The sequence below is a fragment of the Desulfococcus sp. genome, assembly GCF_041737845.1.
Classification (GTDB): Bacteria; Desulfobacterota; Desulfobacteria; order Desulfobacterales; family Desulfococcaceae; genus Desulfococcus.
This window is the reverse complement of record NZ_JBGSQX010000136.1, coordinates 1-21,410: the sequence shown is the minus strand read 5'-3', so window position 1 is coordinate 21,410 and position 21,410 is coordinate 1. Positions and strand designations below refer to the sequence as shown.

21 protein-coding genes are annotated in these 21,410 nt (G+C 62.8%); 5 read left to right on the top strand and 16 right to left on the bottom strand.

Annotated features, from left to right (window positions below):
* Positions 1-12: 12 nt before the first annotated feature.
* The 14 genes from ACEW8N_RS15915 to ACEW8N_RS15850 form a co-directional block, all read right to left on the bottom strand.
* A complete protein-coding gene (locus tag ACEW8N_RS15915; protein ID WP_373500829.1) occupies positions 13-1,416 on the bottom strand; it encodes a TrkH family potassium uptake protein in 1,404 nt (467 codons plus the stop codon).
* Positions 1,380-1,979, bottom strand: a complete 600-nt coding sequence (locus ACEW8N_RS15910; protein WP_373500828.1) for a hypothetical protein — start codon at positions 1,977-1,979, stop codon at positions 1,380-1,382. Before ACEW8N_RS15910 ends, ACEW8N_RS15915 begins: the two co-directional genes overlap by 37 nt.
* Before the next feature lies 1 nt (position 1,980).
* Complete coding sequence (locus ACEW8N_RS15905; protein WP_373500827.1) at positions 1,981-3,474, bottom strand: TrkH family potassium uptake protein; 1,494 nt, start codon at positions 3,472-3,474, stop codon at positions 1,981-1,983.
* A 12-nt stretch (positions 3,475-3,486) separates the two neighbouring features.
* The gene (locus tag ACEW8N_RS15900; protein WP_373500826.1) at positions 3,487-4,149 is read right to left on the bottom strand and encodes a TrkA family potassium uptake protein; all 663 of its coding nucleotides are present in this window, start codon (positions 4,147-4,149) and stop codon (positions 3,487-3,489) included.
* Positions 4,146-4,586 (bottom strand): TrkA family potassium uptake protein, encoded by a 441-nt coding sequence (locus ACEW8N_RS15895; RefSeq protein WP_373500825.1) that lies wholly within the window; start codon positions 4,584-4,586, stop codon positions 4,146-4,148. Before ACEW8N_RS15895 ends, ACEW8N_RS15900 begins: the two co-directional genes overlap by 4 nt.
* The gene (locus ACEW8N_RS15890) at positions 4,576-5,304 is read right to left on the bottom strand and encodes a response regulator (protein ID WP_373500824.1); all 729 of its coding nucleotides are present in this window, start codon (positions 5,302-5,304) and stop codon (positions 4,576-4,578) included. The genes ACEW8N_RS15895 and ACEW8N_RS15890 overlap by 11 nt, the downstream gene beginning before the upstream one ends.
* A 9-nt stretch (positions 5,305-5,313) precedes the next feature.
* Positions 5,314-7,086 (bottom strand): ATP-binding protein, encoded by a 1,773-nt coding sequence (locus tag ACEW8N_RS15885; protein ID WP_373500840.1) that lies wholly within the window; start codon positions 7,084-7,086, stop codon positions 5,314-5,316.
* 242 nt (positions 7,087-7,328) lie between these two features.
* Complete coding sequence (locus ACEW8N_RS15880; RefSeq protein WP_373500823.1) at positions 7,329-8,690, bottom strand: sigma-54-dependent transcriptional regulator; 1,362 nt, start codon at positions 8,688-8,690, stop codon at positions 7,329-7,331.
* 93 nt (positions 8,691-8,783) lie between these two features.
* The gene (locus ACEW8N_RS15875) at positions 8,784-9,566 is read right to left on the bottom strand and encodes a carbonic anhydrase (RefSeq protein ID WP_373500822.1); all 783 of its coding nucleotides are present in this window, start codon (positions 9,564-9,566) and stop codon (positions 8,784-8,786) included.
* A gap of 221 nt (positions 9,567-9,787) precedes the next feature.
* Positions 9,788-10,399, bottom strand: a complete 612-nt coding sequence (locus ACEW8N_RS15870) for a poly-gamma-glutamate hydrolase family protein (protein ID WP_373500821.1) — start codon at positions 10,397-10,399, stop codon at positions 9,788-9,790.
* A 118-nt stretch (positions 10,400-10,517) separates the two neighbouring features.
* On the bottom strand, positions 10,518-10,904 hold the full coding sequence (locus ACEW8N_RS15865; RefSeq protein ID WP_373500820.1) for a (deoxy)nucleoside triphosphate pyrophosphohydrolase: 387 nt from the start codon (positions 10,902-10,904) through the stop codon (positions 10,518-10,520).
* Between the two features lie 48 nt (positions 10,905-10,952).
* Entirely contained in the window at positions 10,953-11,189 is a 237-nt protein-coding gene (locus ACEW8N_RS15860; RefSeq protein WP_373500819.1) for a hypothetical protein, read from the bottom strand.
* Between the two features lie 63 nt (positions 11,190-11,252).
* On the bottom strand, positions 11,253-11,912 hold the full coding sequence (locus ACEW8N_RS15855) for a DUF4282 domain-containing protein (RefSeq protein WP_373500818.1): 660 nt from the start codon (positions 11,910-11,912) through the stop codon (positions 11,253-11,255).
* Positions 11,913-11,952: 40 nt separating this feature from the next.
* On the bottom strand, positions 11,953-13,065 hold the full coding sequence (locus ACEW8N_RS15850) for a VanZ family protein (protein ID WP_373500817.1): 1,113 nt from the start codon (positions 13,063-13,065) through the stop codon (positions 11,953-11,955).
* Between the two features lie 342 nt (positions 13,066-13,407).
* On the opposite strand from ACEW8N_RS15850, the gene ACEW8N_RS15845 reads away from it, so the two are divergent.
* The 4 genes from ACEW8N_RS15845 (at position 13,408) to ACEW8N_RS15830 (ending at position 17,132) form a co-directional block, all read left to right on the top strand.
* Positions 13,408-14,583 (top strand): saccharopine dehydrogenase family protein, encoded by a 1,176-nt coding sequence (locus ACEW8N_RS15845; protein ID WP_373500816.1) that lies wholly within the window; start codon positions 13,408-13,410, stop codon positions 14,581-14,583.
* Between the two features lie 61 nt (positions 14,584-14,644).
* Positions 14,645-15,178, top strand: a complete 534-nt coding sequence (locus ACEW8N_RS15840) for a hypothetical protein (RefSeq protein WP_373500815.1) — start codon at positions 14,645-14,647, stop codon at positions 15,176-15,178.
* A 35-nt stretch (positions 15,179-15,213) separates the two neighbouring features.
* Complete coding sequence (locus tag ACEW8N_RS15835; RefSeq protein ID WP_373500814.1) at positions 15,214-16,605, top strand: MFS transporter; 1,392 nt, start codon at positions 15,214-15,216, stop codon at positions 16,603-16,605.
* Between the two features lie 230 nt (positions 16,606-16,835).
* On the top strand, positions 16,836-17,132 hold the full coding sequence (locus ACEW8N_RS15830) for a hypothetical protein (RefSeq protein ID WP_373500813.1): 297 nt from the start codon (positions 16,836-16,838) through the stop codon (positions 17,130-17,132).
* A 122-nt stretch (positions 17,133-17,254) separates the two neighbouring features.
* Here the strand turns inward: ACEW8N_RS15830 and ACEW8N_RS15825 are convergent, their stop codons facing one another.
* Together ACEW8N_RS15825 and ACEW8N_RS15820 are read right to left on the bottom strand one after the other, a co-directional pair.
* Positions 17,255-18,418, bottom strand: a complete 1,164-nt coding sequence (locus tag ACEW8N_RS15825) for an MFS transporter (protein ID WP_373500812.1) — start codon at positions 18,416-18,418, stop codon at positions 17,255-17,257.
* 89 nt (positions 18,419-18,507) lie between these two features.
* The gene (locus tag ACEW8N_RS15820) at positions 18,508-19,812 is read right to left on the bottom strand and encodes an MFS transporter (protein WP_373500811.1); all 1,305 of its coding nucleotides are present in this window, start codon (positions 19,810-19,812) and stop codon (positions 18,508-18,510) included.
* 363 nt (positions 19,813-20,175) lie between these two features.
* On the opposite strand from ACEW8N_RS15820, the gene ACEW8N_RS15815 reads away from it, so the two are divergent.
* On the top strand, positions 20,176-21,410 hold a 1,235-nt coding region (locus ACEW8N_RS15815; RefSeq protein ID WP_373500810.1), incomplete at its 3' end, for a DEAD/DEAH box helicase.

Here is a 21,410-nt window from a genome sequence, read left to right as displayed (position 1 = left end):
GTTGCTTCCCTTCTATCCGATCATCATATTTTCCTCGGAGTGCTCAATCCCATTCATAACACCGGTGCCGACAATAATATAGGAGAAGGTAAGCACCCCCACCCGCCCGATGATCATCGTCACGATGATCCAGGCCTTGCCCCAGAGGTTCAGCGTCGGCGTGACGTTCATGGACAGCCCCACGGTTCCGAACGCCGATACGGTTTCAAACAGCAGGGCCAGGAAAGACCTTCCCGGGTCGCTCCCCGGATGCCCGCCAAACGTGTTTCCCACCAGGATCAGAAACAGGACCGTACAGATGATCCCTATGGAGACCAACATCAGGGACAGACTGCGGGCCACGGTTTCCTCGGGAACGCTCTTTTTGAAAAGGTTTACCCGCCGCTGCCGGCGCATCCTGCTTACGGTGAACGCGGCCAGGAGCGCCAGGGTCGTGGTTTTGACGCCGCCGCCGCATGAACCGGGCGACGCGCCGAAAAACATGAGAAAGATCATCATGGCGAGGGTGGCGTCCGCGAGAGAGGCGATATCCACTGTGTTGAACCCGGCGGTTCGACAGGTGATGGACTGGAATACGGACGTCAGGATCCGATGCCAGAGGGATTGGGCCTCCCCCGGAAGAGGCCGCTCCAACATCGCGAACATGAGGGCGCCGGAGACAATCAGAACCAGGGTCGTCGTCAGTACGGTCCGGGTTTGAACCGAAAGCCTGAGTCGTCTGTCATTGTGGGACCTTATCCAGCTCTGCAGGTCGTAGAGCACCGGAAAACCGATCCCGCCGACGACAATCAGGCTGCATATGACCGCATTGACCAGCAGGTCGTCGCTGTACCGCATCATGTTGTCGGGAAACAGGCCGAAACCGGCATTGCAGAAGGCCGAGACCGAATGAAAAAGCGCGGTGTAGGCGGCCTGCGGCAGCGGCATCTCACGGCTCCAGTGGAAGGCCAACAGAATTCCCCCGGCCAGCTCCGTCCCTATCGTCATCAGGACGATGCTCCTGACCAGGCTGAAAATGTCCGCCCGGGGGGTGTGGCAAAAGAGGTCCTGCATGGCCATGCGTTGACGGATGGAGATGTTTCTGCCCAACCATTGAAAGAGAGTTACGGATATGGTCATGAGGCCCAATCCGCCGATCTGGATCAGTGCCAGGATGATACATTGACCGAAAACGGTGAAATAACGCCCGGTGTCCACGACGGCAAGCCCCGTGACGCACACGGCGGAGGTGGCCGTGAACACGGCATCGATCCATGGAATACGGCCGGATGCCGTGGAAACGGGCAGTTTCAGCAGAAGCGTCCCGGCTGCGATCAGCAACAGAAAACTCGCCAGGATGAGCAGTGCCGGATGCATCTTGAGCACCTGATGGCGGAAGGTCATGAATTCAACCTCGGGTTCAGGAAGTATTCGCATTGACGGTGATCCTCGGTCTCGCAGAGCTGATGCAGCCGATCCCCCCCTAAAACCATTCGGTCCAGATACGCCCCGCATACGATCAACTCGTGCCGGGAGTCCATGCTGTTGTAATGCAAAAACCGGCATATCACCGCCAGATGCGCAGCCAACCGGTCATCCGGGTTCAATCCGTCAATGATCTGATTCAGGCGGGGTGGATCCAGCATGGTCTCTCCAACATATCGGACAAGGTCCGCCCCCGCAAGATGGATCTCCTCAAGGAGCTTCCGGTGCTTTGAATGGAGCAGCGCCAGCACGGGGCGCCTCCGGGTATGGCTGTTCCGCTTCAGCGCGGTGATCAGTTCCACGAGGATGCCGCTATCACCCACCGGCATCTGCCCGAAACGAACCGCAATGAGTTCGGGGTTCATGTCCACGGCGTTATCGAAGCATTGGATCGGGCTGGATACCCAAGCCTCATCCAATGATGACATCCCGCAGGCCTTGCCGGTGGCGTCGCACAGCAGCAGCCGGAGACCGGATGTCGCGCCGGGATCATTTGGGTTGCCTTGTTTTTTCATCTCATGTACCGCCATTCATCGTGGGGGTCATCATCCGTCGGCTGTCCCTGGCAAGCTTGAGCAGACTGATGATCACCACCATGAACTCCAGCCGTCCCAAAAACATGGCAAGGATCTCCGCCCAGAGCGCGGCATCGGGCATCCGGGCGGAGGTCACCCCTACCGAGATCCCGACCGTCCCGATGGCGGAGGCGAATTCAAACAGGGAATCGCCAAGGCCGTATCCACAGGCGCACAGGAGCATGACCCCGGACACATAGGTCACCAGGTAGAAGAAGATAAACACCGCCACGTGGCGCACCTTGGCGTCATCCACGAAAACCCGGCGATTGCCCTCCCAGATGGAACGTTCCAGGACCGCGGCCTGCGGCTTGAAGGAACGCCCGATCTCCCAGCAGAGCAGCTTCCACAGCAGGTAGATCCGGAATTGCTTGATGCCGCCGGCCGTGGAACACGTCCCCCCGCCGACCAGCATCAATAGAATCAACAGGAATACCCCGAAGGCGTTCCAGTTTCCGTAACCGACGGTTGAAAATCCCGTGGTGGTCAACGCCGATACGGTCTCAAAGACTGCGACGCGAATCGATTTTCCAAGCTGGGGGTATATCGTCCGGCATGTGAAAAGGAAGACGGCGGCCGCGGAAAAGGGAATGAGGACGGCCATGAGTCGGACCTCGCCGTTTCGGATGATGGTGGAAAGCCTCCCGCGCCACAGGAACCATGCGGTCACGAAACTCAGGTTGCCGACCAGCATGAGCGCCAGGGTCACCGCTTCGACGGCTGTTGAATCCCAGTACCCGATGCTCTCCGGCCGGGTGGAAAACCCCCCTGTGGATACGGCGGCAAAGGCATGGTTGACCGCGTCGAAAAGAGACATGCCCACCAGGACGTATGCCAATATCCCTGCTGCGGCATAGCCGAAATAGATCATCAGAACGAGACGAGCCGATTGCCGAACCTGGGGCACGAGCTGATCGCCCCGCCCCTCTGCGCTCGAAATGCCGACCCCCGTGGGGCCGACGACGGCCGACATCATGAGGATGGCCAACCCGGCGCCGCCGGCCAGCTGGATTACGCTTCGCCACAGCAGAATCATCGGGCCGGCGCGGGTCACGTCCACCACCGAGAGCCCCGTGGTGGTCCATCCGCTCACCGACTCAAAAACCGCCCGGGAAAACGAAAGCCCCGCCACCGGCACGAAAGGCCATGCCGAAAAGAGAATGACCACAATCCAGCTCGTAAGGACGATGACGCCGCCCTCCTGCATCGACAGGGTGATGCTGGATGCGGAGCGAAACACTCGCCACAGCATACCCCCCAGCAGGACGAGACATCCTGCGGGAAGGCCGAAGGCCCATGCGTGCGCGGCCTCTTCCGGATGAACGGCAAGGACCGTCAGCGGCGTCAGCATGACCCCGCCGCTGACAACGAAGATCATTCCGGCGGATGCCAGGATCGCGGCATAGTGCTGCCTGAGATATTCCTTTTCTCGCACGGTCCGGTCCCTCTAGTTCCGTTCCCTCGTAAACGCTCTGATCACCTTGCCGTGGTTCTCCGGCAGGGTGATCAGCACCACGCGGTCCCCTGCCAGGAGATTGCTGGCCCCCCGGGGAATGATCGGTTGATTGTCGCGGATCACGACCGCGATCAGGGCGTTTTCGGGGAGGTCGATCTCCTTCAACAGCTTTCCTGCGACCGGTGAATGGGCGTCCAGCACGATCTCCGTCACATTCACCCGACCTTCACCCACCGGCAGCAGGTTGATGATCTGGTCCAGGGATGCCCGTTGTTCGATCAGGCTCCCGACGATGCGGGTGGTTGAAAAGGCCGAAACGCCCAGCTTTTCGAACACCTCGACATTGTCGGGGTCGTTGGCCAGCGCCACGACCCTCGGAACGCCGAATTGAAGGGAGGCGAGCTGGCAGATCACCAGATTGTCCGGGTCGGCCGGGGTGATGGCCAGCACTGCGTCGGCCGCCATCGCGCCCGCCTCCATGAGGATTCCGGGGTCGCTCCCGTCGCCGCAGACCACCGTTGCGGCGAGCCGCCTTGCCAGCTCGACGCACTCCTCCCGGTTCCGGTTGACGATGATCACCTCATATCCTTTGGCGGTAAAGGTCCGGCAGAGAAAATAGAGGGTCCTTCCGCCGCCGACGATCATCACCTTCATGGCCTTGCGCCTCCCTCTTCTTTGCTTTCTCCGGAAACGGCCGCGAGGAACATCCCGGCGGCGAGGGATGTCGGACAGATGGTATCGATTCCCAATCGGGTGTAGACCGCCTCCCGCCGGGGATCGAACACCCGGGCCAGCACATGGGAAACGCCGAATATCCTGCGGGCCACCTGTGCCGCCATCAGGTTGATGTTATCCTTGTGTGTCGTGGCGATCAGGATATCGGCCCGGTTCAGCCTGGCCTCCCGGAGCACCGACATCTGGGTGGCGTCCCCCTCGACGCGAAAGCCGCTGAAATCAGCGGACAGGTTGCCGAAGGTGGCGTGATCCCGGTCGATCACCACGACGGAATCGCCGCCGCGGCTGAGCTGGTTGGCCAGGTGAGAGCCCAGGCGGCCGCACCCGACGATCACGATATAGCGGTTATGCGTCATTCCGGTCCTCGCTCGTGCGCTCGTCCCCGGCCCCGGCATCCTTCCTGTCCGGACCCAGATCGATCTTTCCGGTTTTGATCCAGGAGGTGGCCCGATCCAGGTTTGCCGCGGCCGGTTTGTATGTAGGATCGATGTCCAGGGCCGCGCGGTAGAACTTCAGCGCTTCCAGGCGGTCATTTTTGATCTCAAGCAGGGCCCCGAGAAGGTTGTAGGCCTCCGCCTTTCCCGGATCGGCGGCGATGGCCCGGCGCACCGTCTCCCGGGCCGGCGAAAACTTCCGATCCGTAATGTGACGTTTGGCCAGCTCGATGAGAGAGGAGTAATCGACCGCGCTCGCTTCGTCCAGGGCCTCGCGTTCCAGCACCTGCGTCGCCAGATCCCGGATGTCGCCGGGGCTGAAGGGCTTCTGGATGAAATCCGCTGCGCCCAGCTTCATGGCCTCCACGGCGGTCTCGATGGTTCCGTGGGCGGTGATGATGATCACCCGGGTTTTTGGCCAGTTGTCCTGAATCCGGCGCAGGACGTCCATGCCGTCCATCCCGGGCATCTTCAAGTCCAGAAACACCAGTCCGAACGGCCCCTCCCCGTCAAGCAACTGCAGCGCCTCCTCGCCGTTCACCGCGGTCTGGACCGGAATATTCAGGGCTTCCAATGATTGAGACATGGTCAGGCGAATGTTCTTTTCGTCGTCAACAATCAGAATCGTTTTTTTCTCCATGGGTCCCTCCTATCGGGCCACCGCCAGGGTGAAGGTGAAGGTGCTGCCCCGGCCCGGGGCGGATTCCACCCAGATCGCACCGCCGTGGGCGCGCACGATCTCCTTGCAGATGGCGAGCCCCAGCCCGGTTCCGCCCGCCTCCCGTCCTTTTACCTGGACAAATTTCTGGAAGATCCGGGATTGATATTCCTCGGGAATTCCCGGTCCGTCATCACGGACAGACAGATGGACCTGGCGTCCGATCCTGAGGGCCGTGAGCTGGATATGGCCGCCCTTGCCCACATACCGCAGGGCGTTGGAAACCAGGTTGGTGAGGACCCAGACGATCTTGTTGGCGTCCGCTCGGACCTTGGGAAGATCTCCTGCGGGCGCCATCGTGAGCGCGACCTCCTTCATGCCCGTCTGGCTTTTGAATACCGCCTGCACATGGTCGAAAAGGGTCGGAATCGGAACGTTTTCAAACTCCATTTCGACCCTCCCCGCCTCTATCCTGGACAGATCGAGCAGGTCGTTGACCAGGGACTTCATCCGATGGACCTCCTCGTGGGCCGCCTGAAGCAGCTCCCGGTCCTTCTCTGCGAGCCCCTGGGCCGCGTGCTCCAAGAGGAGGTCCACGCTCATGCCCAGGCTGGTGAGGGGCGTCCGCAGCTCGTGGGATGCCGCCATGATGAAATCGCTTTTCAGGCGCTCCACCTCCTTCAGGCGGGTGACGTCCTTGAGCAGCAGCACGATGCCCGACAGACTCCGGTCCCGCCCGCCGATGGCCGTGACGGAAAACAGGCAGTGACGGGGCTTCTCCCCCTTCGACAGGGTGACAATCCGCTGTTCATCGGGGATGCTGGGTTGTATCCCGGTTTCGACCGTCTTGCGGATCAGGTTGCAAACATCCGATGCGGGGAGGATGTCCTCGCAGCAACGCAAGGCGTTTTCGGGGCCGTTCAAATCGAGAAACCGGCGCGCGGCGGGGTTGATGCCGGTCACCTTGAGCCGGGTATCGAAAACCACCAGGCCGTCCTCGATGCTGGCGAGAATCGCCTCCCCCTTGTTCCTCTCGGCGATGATCTGGTCGATGTTCATCTCGTGATACCGGCCAAGCTGGGTGGCCATCTGGTTGAATTCCCCGGCCAGGCGGCCCAGCTCGTCGCCGGTTTCCACGGGCACCTGAACGGTATAGTCCCCCAGGGAGATTTTTCGGGACGCCTCCATGAAGCGCCGGATCGGCTCGACGATCCGCCGGGCGAGAACCAGGCTGAAGATCAGGGCCACGATGGACGCCGAAGCGGCCACCGCGACCGTGGACCAGATGGCGCGCCGGGCCACGCGGCCCGCGTTTACGCTGGCCGCGTACATGGTTTGCTCATTGAGATTGCGCAGGCCGATGCACGCCTCACGCACCCGGGCGAAAAGGGGATAAACCGTTTCCTGGTAATCGGAGGACTGGAAAGGGCTTCCGGCCGCGGCGTTCATGTCGGTCAATTCGGAAAACCGGCCCCGGTAGGCCGCATAATCCGTTTCGATGGACTGGACAAGCCCCTCTTCGCCGGCGATGGTGATGTTGTCCTTGGCCCGGGCCAGCCATGCCAGGAAGCCCATCTCGTTTTCCCGGAACTGAGCGATGCCCTTCTGCGCATCGCCCAGATACATGAGCAGGATGCCGCTGTCCTGCCGCTCGATGGCGTCCACCATGTTCTCGGCGGCAAGAATGCTCCGGTAATTCTCGCTCAGGATGGCGTCGGTCGCCTTGCCCAGCGACACCAGGTTCGTAACGGCCCAGGCGACCACAAAGCCCATGAGGGCAAAAACGACGCCGTATCCGATGAGAATTTTCTTGATCAGGGTCATGGGGGATTCTCCTCCGTTGGGCCGCTACAGTCGCCCATGAGTAAAGCAATCGCTATGCCATCCGGAAATATTTACGATTACGATTGGTTACAAAACCAGTTGAGGGGGTTGCCTTGAAGTTTGAAAGGTCGGGGCCAAGGTGATCTTGCAGAATGCAAGGCGGATCGGCATGGCAAGGGGGATCAGATTCCGTAGGTCTTCCTTCTGCGCCAGAGCGTCGCCTGGTCGATTCCCAAAACGTCCGCCGCTTCCTGGAGCGAGGCGGTATTGGCCATGACCCTGCGGATATGGAGGGCCTCGATGGCGGACAGGGGCACCCTGTCTCCGATGGCGGGGCTGCCCGGGGCGGGGACGATATCGCCGGGAAGATCCGCCTTGCCGATCCACTGGCCGCTTCCCAGAATCGCGGCCCGCTCGACGGCATTGCGAAGCTCCCGGACATTCCCGGGCCACGCATGGCGGGTCAGCGAGGCTTCGGCCTCCGCCGTGAAGCCCAGAATGGCCTTGTGGTTGGCCCGGCCGAAATGGGCGAGAAAACCCCTGGCCAGCGGCAGGACGTCCTCCGGGCGCTCCCGAAGCGGGGGGATCGTCAGGCGGATGACGTTGATCCGGTAGAAGAGGTCCTCCCGGAAGCGGCCCTCGGCCACCCGCTGCTCGAGATCGGCGTTGGTGGCCACGAGGATGCGCACATCCGCTCTCCTTGTCGAAGGTTCCCCGATACGCTCGTATTCCCTGTCCTGGATAAAGCGCAGCAGCTTGGCCTGGACCGAAGGGGCCATGTCCCCGATTTCGTCGAGGAAGAGCGTGCCGCCCTCGCATGCCGCGATGCGCCCCGGAACATCCCGCACCGCCCCCGTGAACGCGCCTTTGGCGTGGCCGAAGAGTTCGCTCTCGAGAAGATCGGCCGGGACCGCCGGGCAGGCCACAACCGCCATGGGCTTCGCCGCCCTTGCACTCCAGTGGTGGATGGCCCTCGCAAAGACCGACTTGCCCGTACCGCTCTCTCCCGTGAGAAGGATGACGGCCTCCGATGGCGCGGCCTTTCTCGCGGTCTCGATGACCCGCTGCATTCCGGCGTTCGCGGTCTGAAGCCGATCCTCCGGGCCAAGTCGCTGGATGTCCTCCCGGAGGGCGGCGACCTCGGTTTCCAGTGCCCGGATGCCGGCGATCCGGCGGGTGATCAGCCGGACCTGGTCCGGGGTGAAGGGTTTGGCGATGTAATCGGCGGCGCCGCGCCGCATCGCCTCCACGACGCTTTCGATGGAGGCGTGGGCCGTGATGACCACGATCTTGGTCCAGGGGGACTCCGCCGCGAGAACGGGGATCAGGTCCATGCCGTTCTCCTCCCCCAGCCTGAGGTCCACGAAGGCCAGGTCAAAGGCGCGCCGCCTTGCCTCATCGACGGCGTCGGCGAGGTTGCTCACCGCGATGACCGTATGGCCTTCGGCCGCAAGACAGTAAGCGAGCGTCTTGCGGATATTGACCTCGTCGTCCACGATGAGGACGCTGAGGCAGCTTGCATTGCCGTCACGATTCATCGTCATTGCATTCGGTTCCATTCGCACACCAAAATAAGGATTCCGCACCAGGCGCCCTTCGCGCCCGCCTTGGCCTGCGCGGCCCCGGGCTCCCAGCGGTTATTCCTTGGCAAACGGCTCCGTCTCCCGGAACGGGTTGGCCTCGACTGCCGCAAGGATCGCATCCACCTTTTCCGAGGGGAGCCACGAGACGATTCCGGTCCCGACATCATAGATCGCGCCGACCACCTTGACCTTGCCCGCCTTGACGAGGTTCACGGTTGCGGGGCTGTTCAGGAAGAGGTCTTCGATCCCCTGCCAGACGTTCTCCTCGATGGCAAAGGGAATAATGGCGTCGCCATGGGCGCCCTTGTGGATTTCCATGGCCCGCTGGACGGCCGGAATGATGTTGTCCACCAGCGGGGGGATGTTCCGCTCGAGGGCATGCCCCTTGCCGTGGGCCGCGTGGATGACGGCCGTGACCGCGCCGCACTGGGTGTGGCCCAGCATTACGAACACGGGGGTGTGGACATGGGCCAGGCCGTACTCGATGGACCCGATCTCGTCCGTGTCGCAGACGTTGCCCGCGACCCGGATGACAAAGAGATCCATGACCCCGGCGTCGAAAATCAACTCCACGGGGACGCGGGAGTCGGAACAGGAGATGACCGTTGCAATGGCGTGATTCCCCTGGTCCTCCCTGCCGGCCATCTGAAGGCGTGCCGCGTTCGCGTGGGGGTTTTTCGCCTTTCCGGCATGGAATCGCATGTTGCCGTCCTTCAGCATCTGCAGTGCCTCATCCGGACCTGGTTTTTTCATGGCGCGGGGGTTCGGGCCTGCCGCGCACTGGACGAACAGGACGAGGCAGCAGGCGCACATGAAGAATCGGATGGCTTGTTTCATTCGGATCTCCTTTGGTTTTGGATGGGATGGATCATTTCCGATCCGCCCTGCCGAGCGCATTGACCGACAGGGTCGCGACGGTACAATCATCCATTATCACAGGAATGCACCCCACGCAATTTGTTGGGGCAGACCCCAGGGCAAGGTCGATGCCCTGTTGGATGCGTCTGAAAAGTGCTGCGCTGCGAATCACAAGGTATGTCTCTATCGTCCCGGAAAGTCTACCTCGCTTCATAAGCCGCCAACGCGCCTTTGACGGCATCGACAAACGCATCAAACATCTTCGTTTTCCGCCTCGACGACCTTTGGTCCAGCTTTTCGAACATTTTTTCCCGCAACCCCCTTGAAATCTCCAACTGGACGCCCTTTCCGACTTTGCACCGGTTGCAGATGTTATCCGGGTGGATCCCGCGCAGCCCCGGCACCTCATCGACCGTGGCCCTGAAACCGGCGCCTCTCAAGGCATCCCGGATCTTCTGCTTCAGGGCCTGGTGCCTGCCCCCGATGAACACCATCTCCTCCAGGTCCCGGCACCCGTGGACCGAAATCACGATCCGGGCATGCGTCGCCGCCATGGCGCCGATGGGCTCGTCATAGCGGTTGCTGCTGATGTGCAGCATTTTGTTTCCCGCCTTTTTCATCCCCTTGAAGGCATAAAAGGTATGATCGCTTCCGGCGACGGCGTCTGCGATGTCCACCGTGCCCGGCTCGATGCCGCCGCCGTGGGGCGCCATGATGGCGAACGGGGAATCCGCCTCGCGATACAGGATCGCGTAATCGCGGCCTTCCCGTTCATGCTGTTTCATTTCGGCGAAACTTGAATAACTGTCCATCGGATGTTCACCATGCCCCCGCGCCGGTATTTCAGGAAATCATATGGATTCGAAATGCTGCCCAATCCGATCTCGGGGCGGCGGGGCACCGCCACAAGCCTTCCGGGCCTGGCCGGAATCAACTTGCTTCCTTCGAAAGCTTCCGCGCGATGGGGATGTCCGCGGGCGATAGGTCGTAATCGGCGAGGCGGGCTCTTTCCACCCATGCGTACCGGTCGTGGACGGAGAGCCGGATCTCTTCATCGCCCAGGTCTGCTTTCATGGCCACCAGCCGGATGGCCCCCCGCTCGGAGCAGAAGATGCTCTCGGCATAAATCTCCCCGGCCCGGACCGTGACCGAAAGCTCCTCCCGGATCTCCCGTTCGAGGCAGGCGGCAAGGGTTTCGCCCGGCTCCTGCTTGCCGCCCGGAAACTCCCACCGCCCTGCGAAGATCTGGCCGTGGGACCTGCGGGTGAGCAGGATCCGGCCGTTCTTTTCAATGACGGCAGCGGTGACGGTTTTCATCGCCGCGGGCATCCGAACACGCCGAAAGTCGTCATCGTCCGGCCGGCCTCAATCAAAGGCGCCGTCGCGGATGTCGTCCGCGAAATCGACGACCCAGTGGAGGGCGTTGTAGCTCCGGCGCTTCCCCGTCCGCCGGCAGGTGACGACCGCCTGAACGGCGTCCGACGGCCGGGCGGGTTCGGGCAGGTGGGCTTTTTCCTCCACAAGGTCGAAATCCGCCGGATTTCGCCCGGCGTCCCGGATGATCTCCCGAAAATCATCAATCTCCGATGCCGTGATCAACATGATGCAGCCTCCTTGTTTTGCGTGAATTGGGGTGCTGGCGCGCCGCCCGATTCCCCGGGGCGGTCATTTATCGTCCTTCCGGGTGTTCCTCTCGATCCGGAAGAAGACAATCAGGAACTCCGCCTGGATTCGGACGACGACGACGGCAAAGAGGTATGCCAGCAGGGTCGCGATGGCGGCCCAGTGGTTTTTTGCGGAAAAAACGAAAAAATTGAGGAGGATCAGGGCGACCGCGCCCCCGAAGATCAGCAGAAATCCGTAAATCCCCTTGATCATCCCCGGCGTAATCAGGCGGTTGAACGAAAGGTCGAACAGGCCGCGGACCAGCTCGCCGGGCGTGTTCGGTCCGGGTCCGCCGCCGGGAGGGGGGGGCGGATGCGCCCCGCGGCCTCCTGCGGCCGGCGCTTCCGGCATGGGGACGCAGACCTCTGCCCGCTGCGGTTGCTCCTGCTGCTGCCGCTCTTCTGGCCGGGGCGGCTCCTCCCGATATTTCGAGATGATGAGGCCGCAGCACATGCAGGTGTCGCTCTTTTTCTGGGTGATGAAGCATTTCGGGCAGACCATCTCGTCTTCCCCGAGATCATACGCCGCCTCAACCGGGGTTTCCCGCGCCACCTGGAACGTGGTCCCGCAGATCCGGCACCTCACCCGCATGCCGGCATCCGGTATCTCCGCGTCCTCGACATGATGCTCCGTCAGGCATTCCGGACAGTTGATTTTCATCTCGCACCTCCCAGACAGGCGGGTTTTTTGTCCGATCAGATCATTTCCGGCAAAGGATGCCCCAGACGGCGGCGCCCGAACCGGCGCCCCCGGTGTTCAGCAGGAGATCGAGGAGGCTCGAACTCCGCGACGGGATCCAGGCCTGCCCGATTTCAATGGCGAGGCTGACGGCAAAACCCAGCAGGACCGAGGCGGCCATGGCGTACCCGACCCGCAGGCCGCGAACCCGCAAAAGGATCGCGGTGAAAACCAGCCCGAAGGGCACGAACCCGATGAAGTTGATGATGATATCCTGGATGAAATTGGAACTGAATCGAAATTTATCGGGAGGAAAGGCCAGGATACGCGGTTTGAGCACGGTCACCGCAGCCGGTGTCTCGAGATGCCGGCCCAGGCCCGAACGGTCTATCGACTCGCCGCCGGATGTCTCATCGAAGAGGTACAGCAGGGAAGTCCCCTCCCCCATGGCGAATGAAAAATCGCGGCTTTTCAGCCACCTGCCATGGTGGTTCGCCACGTCGGCGGGGGTGAGGGCATGGGGATACGCCGCAAAGCCGTAAACCGCCCCTTCCCACGGATTGTCGCCGTAGACGGAATTCCCCAAGACGAGCCTGGGACGACGGTCTCCGCCCGGGAGGGTCAGCTTCAGGCCCTTTTTTTCGAGAACCAGGCCGCCGTCCATGTAGAGGCGGGTCCCCCCGGGGCCCGAGACCAGGGTCACGACAATCGCCTTCGATGCCGCCGCCGCGATGTCGGCCATGATCCTAGGGGCTTTTCTGCTGTGGTCGTAATCGTCCCCGTTCATGAAGACGATGCGGCTGTGCCACTGCCCCATCAGGAACTGGGATGCGTCGTCCCCGTCATGGAACATGAACAGGAGGCCGAACCCGTTTTTCCGCCGGTGTTCGGAGGTGAAGGCGATCTCCACGGAAAACGACGGGCGCTCTGCCGGGCGTGCCGGGACCACCGGGTCGAAGGGCTTGGTGAAGGCGATGCCGTACTTCCGGAACCGGATGCCGGCACCGTCAGCCGGCCGGCCGACCTTGTTCGTAAAAAGGGAATGCCTGGGGTTGAGGCCCATGATGATGATTCCCGCAAGCACCGCCGCACCAAGGCAGATCAGAATTTTCAGGGGTATCCGCCCGCAGTCCATCGATTGTCACACATCCATTCACACCATTGTTGCATCATCCCGGCGGGGCGCCCTCCGCAGGTTTTTTTCAGGATAGCAAGCGCCGCCTGGGGCTACCCTCCATCGAAACGCACGCAAAGTCAACCCGGAAAATCGGCCGAGGGGCGGAGCGCCTTCAACCCCCGCGGCCGGCCCATCTTTCCGGTGGACCCTTTCGGCGTTTTGTGCTTTATGTTCTCCCAGCTTTTTCCGGCTGGCCCCGCCATGATTCCCGAAAGACGGGGACCGGGTCAGCGGGAGCGGATTGGTGCGGGCGAGGCGCTTTCATCTTGCCCATGGAACGGTATACGGAAAGGAAGAAAAATGCGGATAGCGGTGCTGGGCGGCATGGGGCTTCAGGGAAAGGCGGCCATCAGGGATCTGGCCGCGAGCGCGGGGGTGGATCAGGTGATCTGCGCGGATGTCGATCTGTCGGGATGGGAGGCCTTCGCCCGGGGGGTGGATTCAGGCAAGCTCACGGCGGTGCGGCTGGACGCCGCCTCGGTCTCCGGCGTCTGCGAAGTCATCGGCCGTGGGGTGGACGCCGCCGTCGACCTGCTGCCCCTGCCCTTCATGATGAACGCCTTCGAGGCCGCCCTGGAAACCCGGGTGCCCCTGGTGAGCACCAATTACGGGTATCCGGTGCGGCCGCTCCACGACCGTGCCGCGGCCGCCGGCGTTGCGCTGATGCCGGAATGCGGCCTCGACCCCGGGATCGACCTGGTGCTGTGCGGCCATGCCGTCACCGAATTCGACGAGGTCCATGTCTTCAATTCCTACTGCGGGGGATTTCCGGAAAAGAAGGCCTGCGACAATCCCCTCAACTACAAGATCAGCTGGAACTGGGACATGGTGCTGCGGTCCCAGAAGCGGGATTCGGTCTTCCTCCGGGAAGGCCGCCGCGTGGAGGTGCCGGCCGCCATGCAGCACGACCCGGCGTTCACCGGCCGCATCGACTTTCCCGGCCTGGGGGCGCTCGAAGCCGTGCCCAACGGCGACGCGGTCTTCTATACAGACCTCCTGGGCATCACCCCCTTCGTCCGGGAGGCGGGGCGGTTCGCCCTGCGATGGCCGGGGTGGTGCGAATTCTGGCGGCCCCTCAAGGCCCTCGGGTTTCTGTCCGACAACCCCCTCCCGGGACCGGGCCGAGGGATCACCCCCCACCAGTTCATGGTCGCCCTCCTCGAACCGCGGCTCCAGTACAAGGACGACGAGAAGGACATCGTGGCCATGTCCAACGTGTTTGCGGGCATCAAGGACGGACGGCCCAAATCCATCGTCATGAACCTCGTCATCGAAAGAGACCTGGAAAGCGGCCTGCTGGGCATGAACATCGGCGTCGGGTGCCCGGCCAGCATCGCGGCTCAGATGATCGCCAGGGGGGAGATCACCGCAACGGGGGTCCTCAACCCGGCCGTGGACATCCCCTACCACTCCTTCATGGCGGAGCTGTCCCGGCGGGGCATCCACGTCCAGAAAGAGGTCAAGACTGCAGGCTGAAAACGATTTTCATCCGTTTGACCTTCAGCCTAACCCCCTTCAGCCCGATAAAGGAGTTGTCATGGAACCAGAAAAAGAGAAGGACAATCCACCGCAGATTCAGAGCAGGCTGATCCCCATCCTTCGGGAGGGGGTGGACATTGTCAGGATGGTTTTGTTCAAGGAGCTGAAGTCGCACATGGGAGATGCATACCCGGCCAGGGATCCCGGGTTTGCCGGCAGGCTCTCGGGAGCTGTCCTGAACGACCTTTTCGGCATCGAGAACCTGATGGAGCCCTTCGCCGGGTTCAGGCGGGAGAACCAGGCCCTGATCACGGAGGAGCTCCACGCCCTCCCCCACCGGTTCGGCGAACTGCGGATTCCCCTGACCGACGCCCTCCGCGTCCAGTTTCTCTGCGACAGCCGGGAAGGGATCGACAGCGAATCGGTCCTTGTCCGGGCCAACGAGCTGGGCATCCTGATGATCGACCGGGACATCCCCCTGCCCAGGTTTTTCATGAACATGGTCCGCAGACTGGGCGTGGCCCACAGGATTCTCGATCCCGATGCGGTCCTGGCCATCCCGGAGGATGACGACGGGGCCTGCACAAACTGACGGGATCTGAATCTTCCCCTTCCAAGAGGCGGATCATGGCTTCACCATCCGAAAAGACGTCCAAAAAAGCGGTGCTTGCCGTCGCGGCCCTCACGACCTTCATGTCGCCCTTCATGATCTCGGCGGTGAATATCGCCCTCCCGGCCATCCAGGCGGAATTCGCCGTGGACGCGGTGATGCTGGGGTGGCTGGCCAACGCCTACCTGCTGGCCTCGGGCGTCGCGCTGGTGCCGGTCGGAAAGTTCGCAGACATCCGAGGCCGGCGGAAAATCCTCGTGGAAGGCATTCTCCTCTTTACCGTCTCAACGGTGGCCACGGCGTTTGTCCCATCGATTTTCTGGATCATCGTGCTCCGGATATTCCAGGGGGTGGGCGCGGCCATCACCATGACGACGGCCTTTGCCATCGTTTCGGCCGTCTTTCCCCCCAGCGAGCGGGGCAAGGCCATCGGCATCACCGTATCCAGCGTCTACCTCGGGCTGTCGCTGGGGCCCTTTGCCGGCGGCCTTCTCACCGGGGCGTTCGGATGGCGCAGCATCTTCCTCATCAACGCGCCCATCGGGGCGGCCGCGCTGATCCTGGCCGCGCTCAAGATCCGGGAGGAGTGGGCCGACGCCGCGGGTGAACGCCTGGATGTCGCGGGAAGCCTGCTCTACGGCGCCTCCCTGATCTGCCTGATGTACGGGCTGTCGGTCCTGCCGGCCCTCCTGGGGATCGGCCTCCTGGCCGGGGGAGGCGCCGGCATGGCCCTTTTCGTCCGCCACGAGCTGCGGACGGCGTATCCCGTCTTCGAGGTCCGCCTTTTCAGCCGGAACCGGACCTTTGCCTATTCGAGCCTGGCGGCCCTCATCAACTACGCGGCCACCTTTGCCGCGGCCTTCCTGCTGAGCCTGTACCTCCAGTACATCAAGGGCCTCTCCCCCGAGGGCGCCGGCACGATTCTCATCTGCCAGCCGGCCGTCATGGCCCTCTTCTCCCCCGCGGCGGGCAGGCTGTCGGACCGGATCGAACCCTCCGTCATCGCGTCCACCGGCATGGGGCTCACGGCCGCAGGACTTGCGGCCCTGGCCTTCCTCACCCCCGAAACCGGCATCCCGTATATCGTCGTCAGCCTGGTGGTGCTGGGGATCGGGTTCGCCCTTTTCTCCTCGCCCAACATGAACGCCATCATGGGCAGCGTCGACCGGCGTCATTACGGCATCGCGGCGGGTACGGTGTCCACCATGCGCCTCATCGGGCAGATGCTGAGCATGACCCTGGCCACCCTGGCCTTTTCCTTTTTCATCGGAAACGCCCAGATCGCCCCGCCGGTCTACCCCCAGCTCCTGAAATCGGTCACCCTCTGTTTCGCGGCCTTCTCGGTCCTGTGCGCCATCGGCATTTATTTTTCCCTGGCCCGGGGGGCCCTTCACGGCCGAGTCCGCTGAAGGATGCGGCGTTTACACGAATCCCCCGATGATTATTTTCTGGATATGTAAAGATCAGGCGGATCTCTTCCCCAAACCACGAGAGGTCACCCCATGACACGGATGCCCTTCAAAATGCCCGCCAACCGCCTCCGGGCGGGGAGGTTCCTTCCCGGAGGCAGCCGATTGCATGATGCGGATCCATATCATCATCATCATCGTCCTCATTCCCATGAAGAAAGGAGGGTGCCATGAATGCAGGCATTTTCTTTACCGGTTCGGGGCCTATCCTGCTTCTTACGACCTACGCCTCCCTCAACGATCCCGGCCTGGTCGGAAAGCTGGCAACGAAGGGCATCAAGAAATTCATCGCCTATCAGGTTCCGGAAGAGATCGTGAAGGAGAAATACGGGAACCACTACCATGTCATTCTGGAGGATCTGAAGCAGGAAAACGACCTTCGGATACTCGACTATGACGGCCACCACATCTTCAACAACTTCTCCCTGAAAAAGCTGGGCGCCCCCGTCTGCCACGACGAGACCTGAGGATTCACAGCACCCCGGGGGCTCACCGCCTACGCCGATGACCGCGGCAAGGCTTTCCAGCAATGGGTAGCCTTTGTCGTGTTTCCGGGTTTCCTTTTCCGGGGCGCTGTTTCCGCAGGTCGTTATCGGCTTTTGATGCCGGGAAAGCAGGCGATAATGGGCAGCGTCACCAGCGGTATCACCGTGATCCCCGTGAGCACCGTCTGGATGGAGGTGAGGTCGGCGAGCTTGCCGACCAGGGGGGAGAGCATCCCGCCCAGGCCGAAGGCGAAACCCATCATGAGGCTCGCCACCATGGACCGCCCTCTGGGGGCAAGGGTCTGGGCCATGACCACGCCGATGGGCAGGGACGCCAGCACAGAGGCACCGGCCAGGGCCGCGCCCAGGTAAACCCAGCCGCCCTCCAGCTTCAGGAAGAGATAGAGGATCGGGGCCATGGCGGCGTGGGAAAAAAAGAAGACGGGCTTGAACCCGATCCGGTCCGAGATGTGGCCGGCGAGCAGGCCGCTGGCCGTTCCGGCCATGGTGAAAAGGGAGAAGATGACGCCGGCGGATACGATGGAGAAGCCCTTCTGGACATACAGCACAGGCATGAAGGTCATGAACGACTGCCCCACCAGTGCCCTCAGGAACATGACGACCCAGATGAGGGCGATGCTCTTCCAGGCGTCTCCCAGGCTTTCCCGGACGGCGCCGAAAAACCCCAGGTGCCGCATCCCCTCGCTCTGAGGCCGCGGGACCGCAAAAAAGAGGTAGACGAGGACCGCAAGCCCGAAGACCATGGTCGCCGGCAGGGCCGAAAGTCCGTACCGCACCGCGTACCAGGTGATGAACAGCGGCCCGACGCCGAAGGCGAGGGTCCCGCCGGTGTTGAAGACCGACATGGAAAACCCGGCGTTGCCGCCCGAATAGAGCGGCACCATGCCCGTCACCGACGGGTGGAACATGGAGGAGCCCACGGACCCCAGGGCCACGAACAGGAGCAGGGTCCAGAACCCCGTGGCGATGCCTGAAATCGGGATGAAGACGACCGGCATCAGGAGCCCTGTCATGATGAACAGGCGCGTCTGATACCGGTCTGAATAATAACCGGCCATGGGCTGCACGATGAAGGCCAGGAAACGGTTGACGCCCGCGATGAGGCCGACCTGGGTGAGGGAGAGCCCCATCTTCTCCACGAAGAGCGGGAAAAGCGGGCTGGTGAAGGAGCTGTAGAAATCCCCCGTAAAGTGCACCAGGGTGAGGGCGAACAGCACCCGGATGTCTGCCTTGGCGTGTCTTGTCATGAAAGCGCGTCCCTATGGGTTTCGGGGGTTGCGGCCGCCAGGGCGGCCCGGGGTCGAAAGCGGGACTATAGGGAGCCGGGACCGCATCGTCAACACAAATGATCCCGGGGCGTCCCGCCTCCCCGCCGGCCGGCGATCCCGAACCACAGAAGGGCTGCCATCTGAAGGGCCAGCATCACGCCGAACGCCGCCGGGTAGCCGCGGACCCCATGGCCGGGGCCGCCCGTGGACCCCGCCCACCCTTCCCACCCCTGAATGATCGCGCCGATCCCCCACTGGGCCGCGAACGCCGCCACGAAGACCAGGAGGTTCAGGGCCGTGTTGACCCGGCCGGCGAGGTGGGCGGGAAAGCTCTGGGTGAGGATGGCATAGGGCAGAATCCCCGATGTGCCGAAGAAGCCGAACAGGATCCACAGCCCGGTCGACCCCGGGGAAAAAAGGAGGCCGGAACGGCCCGGAGGATCCTGAAAACCGGAGAGGATGATGGCCAGGAGCACCGTCATGAACGCCCCCATGCCCGCGCCCGCCAGGGTCATGGGGGAAACGCCCCGCCGGTTCAGGCGTTCGGCCGCGGCCCCCAGAAGGATGAACCCGGCCACCATGGCCACGGCCACCCAAAAGAGCACTCCGGCCGCACGTGCCCGGTCCAGGCCCCCCACATCCCTCAGCCATGGGCCGGCCCAGAGGCCCTGGATCGACATCAAGGTCGCCTGGGAAAGGGCGGCCCAGGGGGCGATCCGCCAGAAGGCCGTGCTTCCGAACACGGCCCCGATGCCCCGGACCTGTTCCGAGAACCGGAGGTCCCGGCCGGGGGCCTCCCGGGGCGGCCGTCGTTCGGGGACGACGAAAAAGATGACGGCCGCCACCCCCGCGGTCAGGAGGGACAGCATCGTGAACATTCCCCGCCAGTCGGTTACGGCCATGGCGGCCTCCACCGGTGCGGTGGCGGCCAGGGCGCCCATCCCGCCGGCGGCCATCTGGAAGCCGTTGATGCGGGGAAGCTGCTCCGGGGGGAACCAGACGACAAAGGCTTTGAAGGCCGCCATCAGGCAGGCCGACACCCCGAATCCGATGAGCGCCCGCCCGATGACCAGGACCGGCAGGCTTCCGGCTCGGGCGAAGAGGAGGGCTCCAGCGGCCGCGGCGATGAGGAGCGCAGCCTCGATCCTGCGGGGCCCGTACCGGTCGAGGAGTATGCCCAGCGGCAGTTGGAACGCGCCGAATGAGATAAAATAGACCGCCGTGAGGAGCCCCAGCTCGGCGGGCGAAAGCCCCATGTCGCCGGAGAGATTGGGCGCCAGGACGGCGTTGATGGCGCGGTAGAGGTAGGAGAGGAAGTACCCCAGGGCAAAGGGCAGGAATATCCTGAGACGCTTGCCGAAGGAAACGGGCATGAGGAAGCCTTTCTGCCGAATGGCCTGGTTTCAGATCGCGGAGGGTCGATAGGGATTCTTTACAGGGGCGGCGGCGACTTTGCAACGGGTTTCATCCGGGCCGCCCGGAGCAACCCTCAACGGCACTTGAACCAAACTGCCCGGACAGCCGCCGGCCCCTGTCATCACCGGCTCCTGAAAGGCGAATCGATTTTATTTTATTTGACATCCGATGCGGATAGATATAATATTACTGCCAGTTGAAGTTTCTGGACGAAAACGATCTATCGTAAGTCCCGGAAGATTTCCGGGGCTTTTTTTTGGTCTTTTCCGAATATCCGCTTCTTTTTTTCTCTATTATATCACGACAACCCAAAGGAATTTATGACGTTTCAAGCATTCAACCTGCATCCCGCCGTGTCGGCGGGCGTTGCGGCCGCGGGCTACACCCGGCCGACGCCCATTCAGATCCAAGCCATCCCCAGAGTCATGGACGGCGGCGACCTGATGGGGCTTGCCCAGACGGGCACCGGCAAAACCGCCGCATTCGCGCTTCCCATACTCCATCGCCTGATCAACTGCGATCCGAACCAGAACATGCAGAGAGGCCGAAAGCCGGCCGGCCGCAGCGACCATCACGACCGCCCCCGGGCACTGATCCTGGCACCCACCCGCGAACTGGCGGAGCAGATCCACCACGCCATCGAGGTTTTCGGCCGGGAGACCCGGTTGTCCGCCATCACCCTCTACGGCGGGGTCAACATCAATCCCCAGATCCAGAGGCTCCGCCAGGGCGTCGATATCGTCGTCGCCTGCCCCGGACGCCTCCTCGACCACCTCAACCGGGGGACCGTCGCCTTTCCCAACCTGGAGGTCCTGGTGCTTGACGAGGCGGACCACATGTTCGACATGGGGTTTCTGCCCGATATCCGGCGGATCCTCAAGCGTCTCCCCGTAAAGAGGCAGACCCTGCTCTTCTCCGCGACCATGCCGGACGAAATCCGGGCATTGGCGGGCGAGGTTTTGAACCGGCCGGCGACCGTCCAGATCGGGGCCACGGCACCCGCGGACACGGTCAGCCACGCCCTCTATCCGGTGTCCCAGCACCTCAAGACATCGCTTCTCATGGCGATCCTGCGCGGTACCGACACCGGCTCCGTCCTGGTCTTCACCCGCACCAAACACCGCGCCAGGCAGCTGGGAGACAAGCTGCTCCAGGCCGGATACAGCTCGGCCTCCCTCCAGGGGAACCTCTCCCAGGGACGGCGGCAGGCTGCATTGGATGGGTTTCGCACGGGCAAATTCCAGATCCTGGTGGCCACCGACATCGCCGCCCGGGGCATCGACGTCTCCGGGGTGTCCCATGTCATCAACTACGACATCCCCGACACCCCCGACGCATACATCCACCGAATCGGGCGAACCGGCCGGGCGGAATGCACGGGCGACGCCTTTACCCTCACCACCGCAGAGGACGCCCTCATCGTCCGGGCCATCACCAAGGTGCTGGGCGCGCCTATCGAGCGGCGCACCGTGAAGGATTTTGACTATGCCGCGCCCGCGCCGCCCAAGGCCGCTGCAGACAGCCGGCGCCAAGGGGATTCATCCGCCCGGCCCGC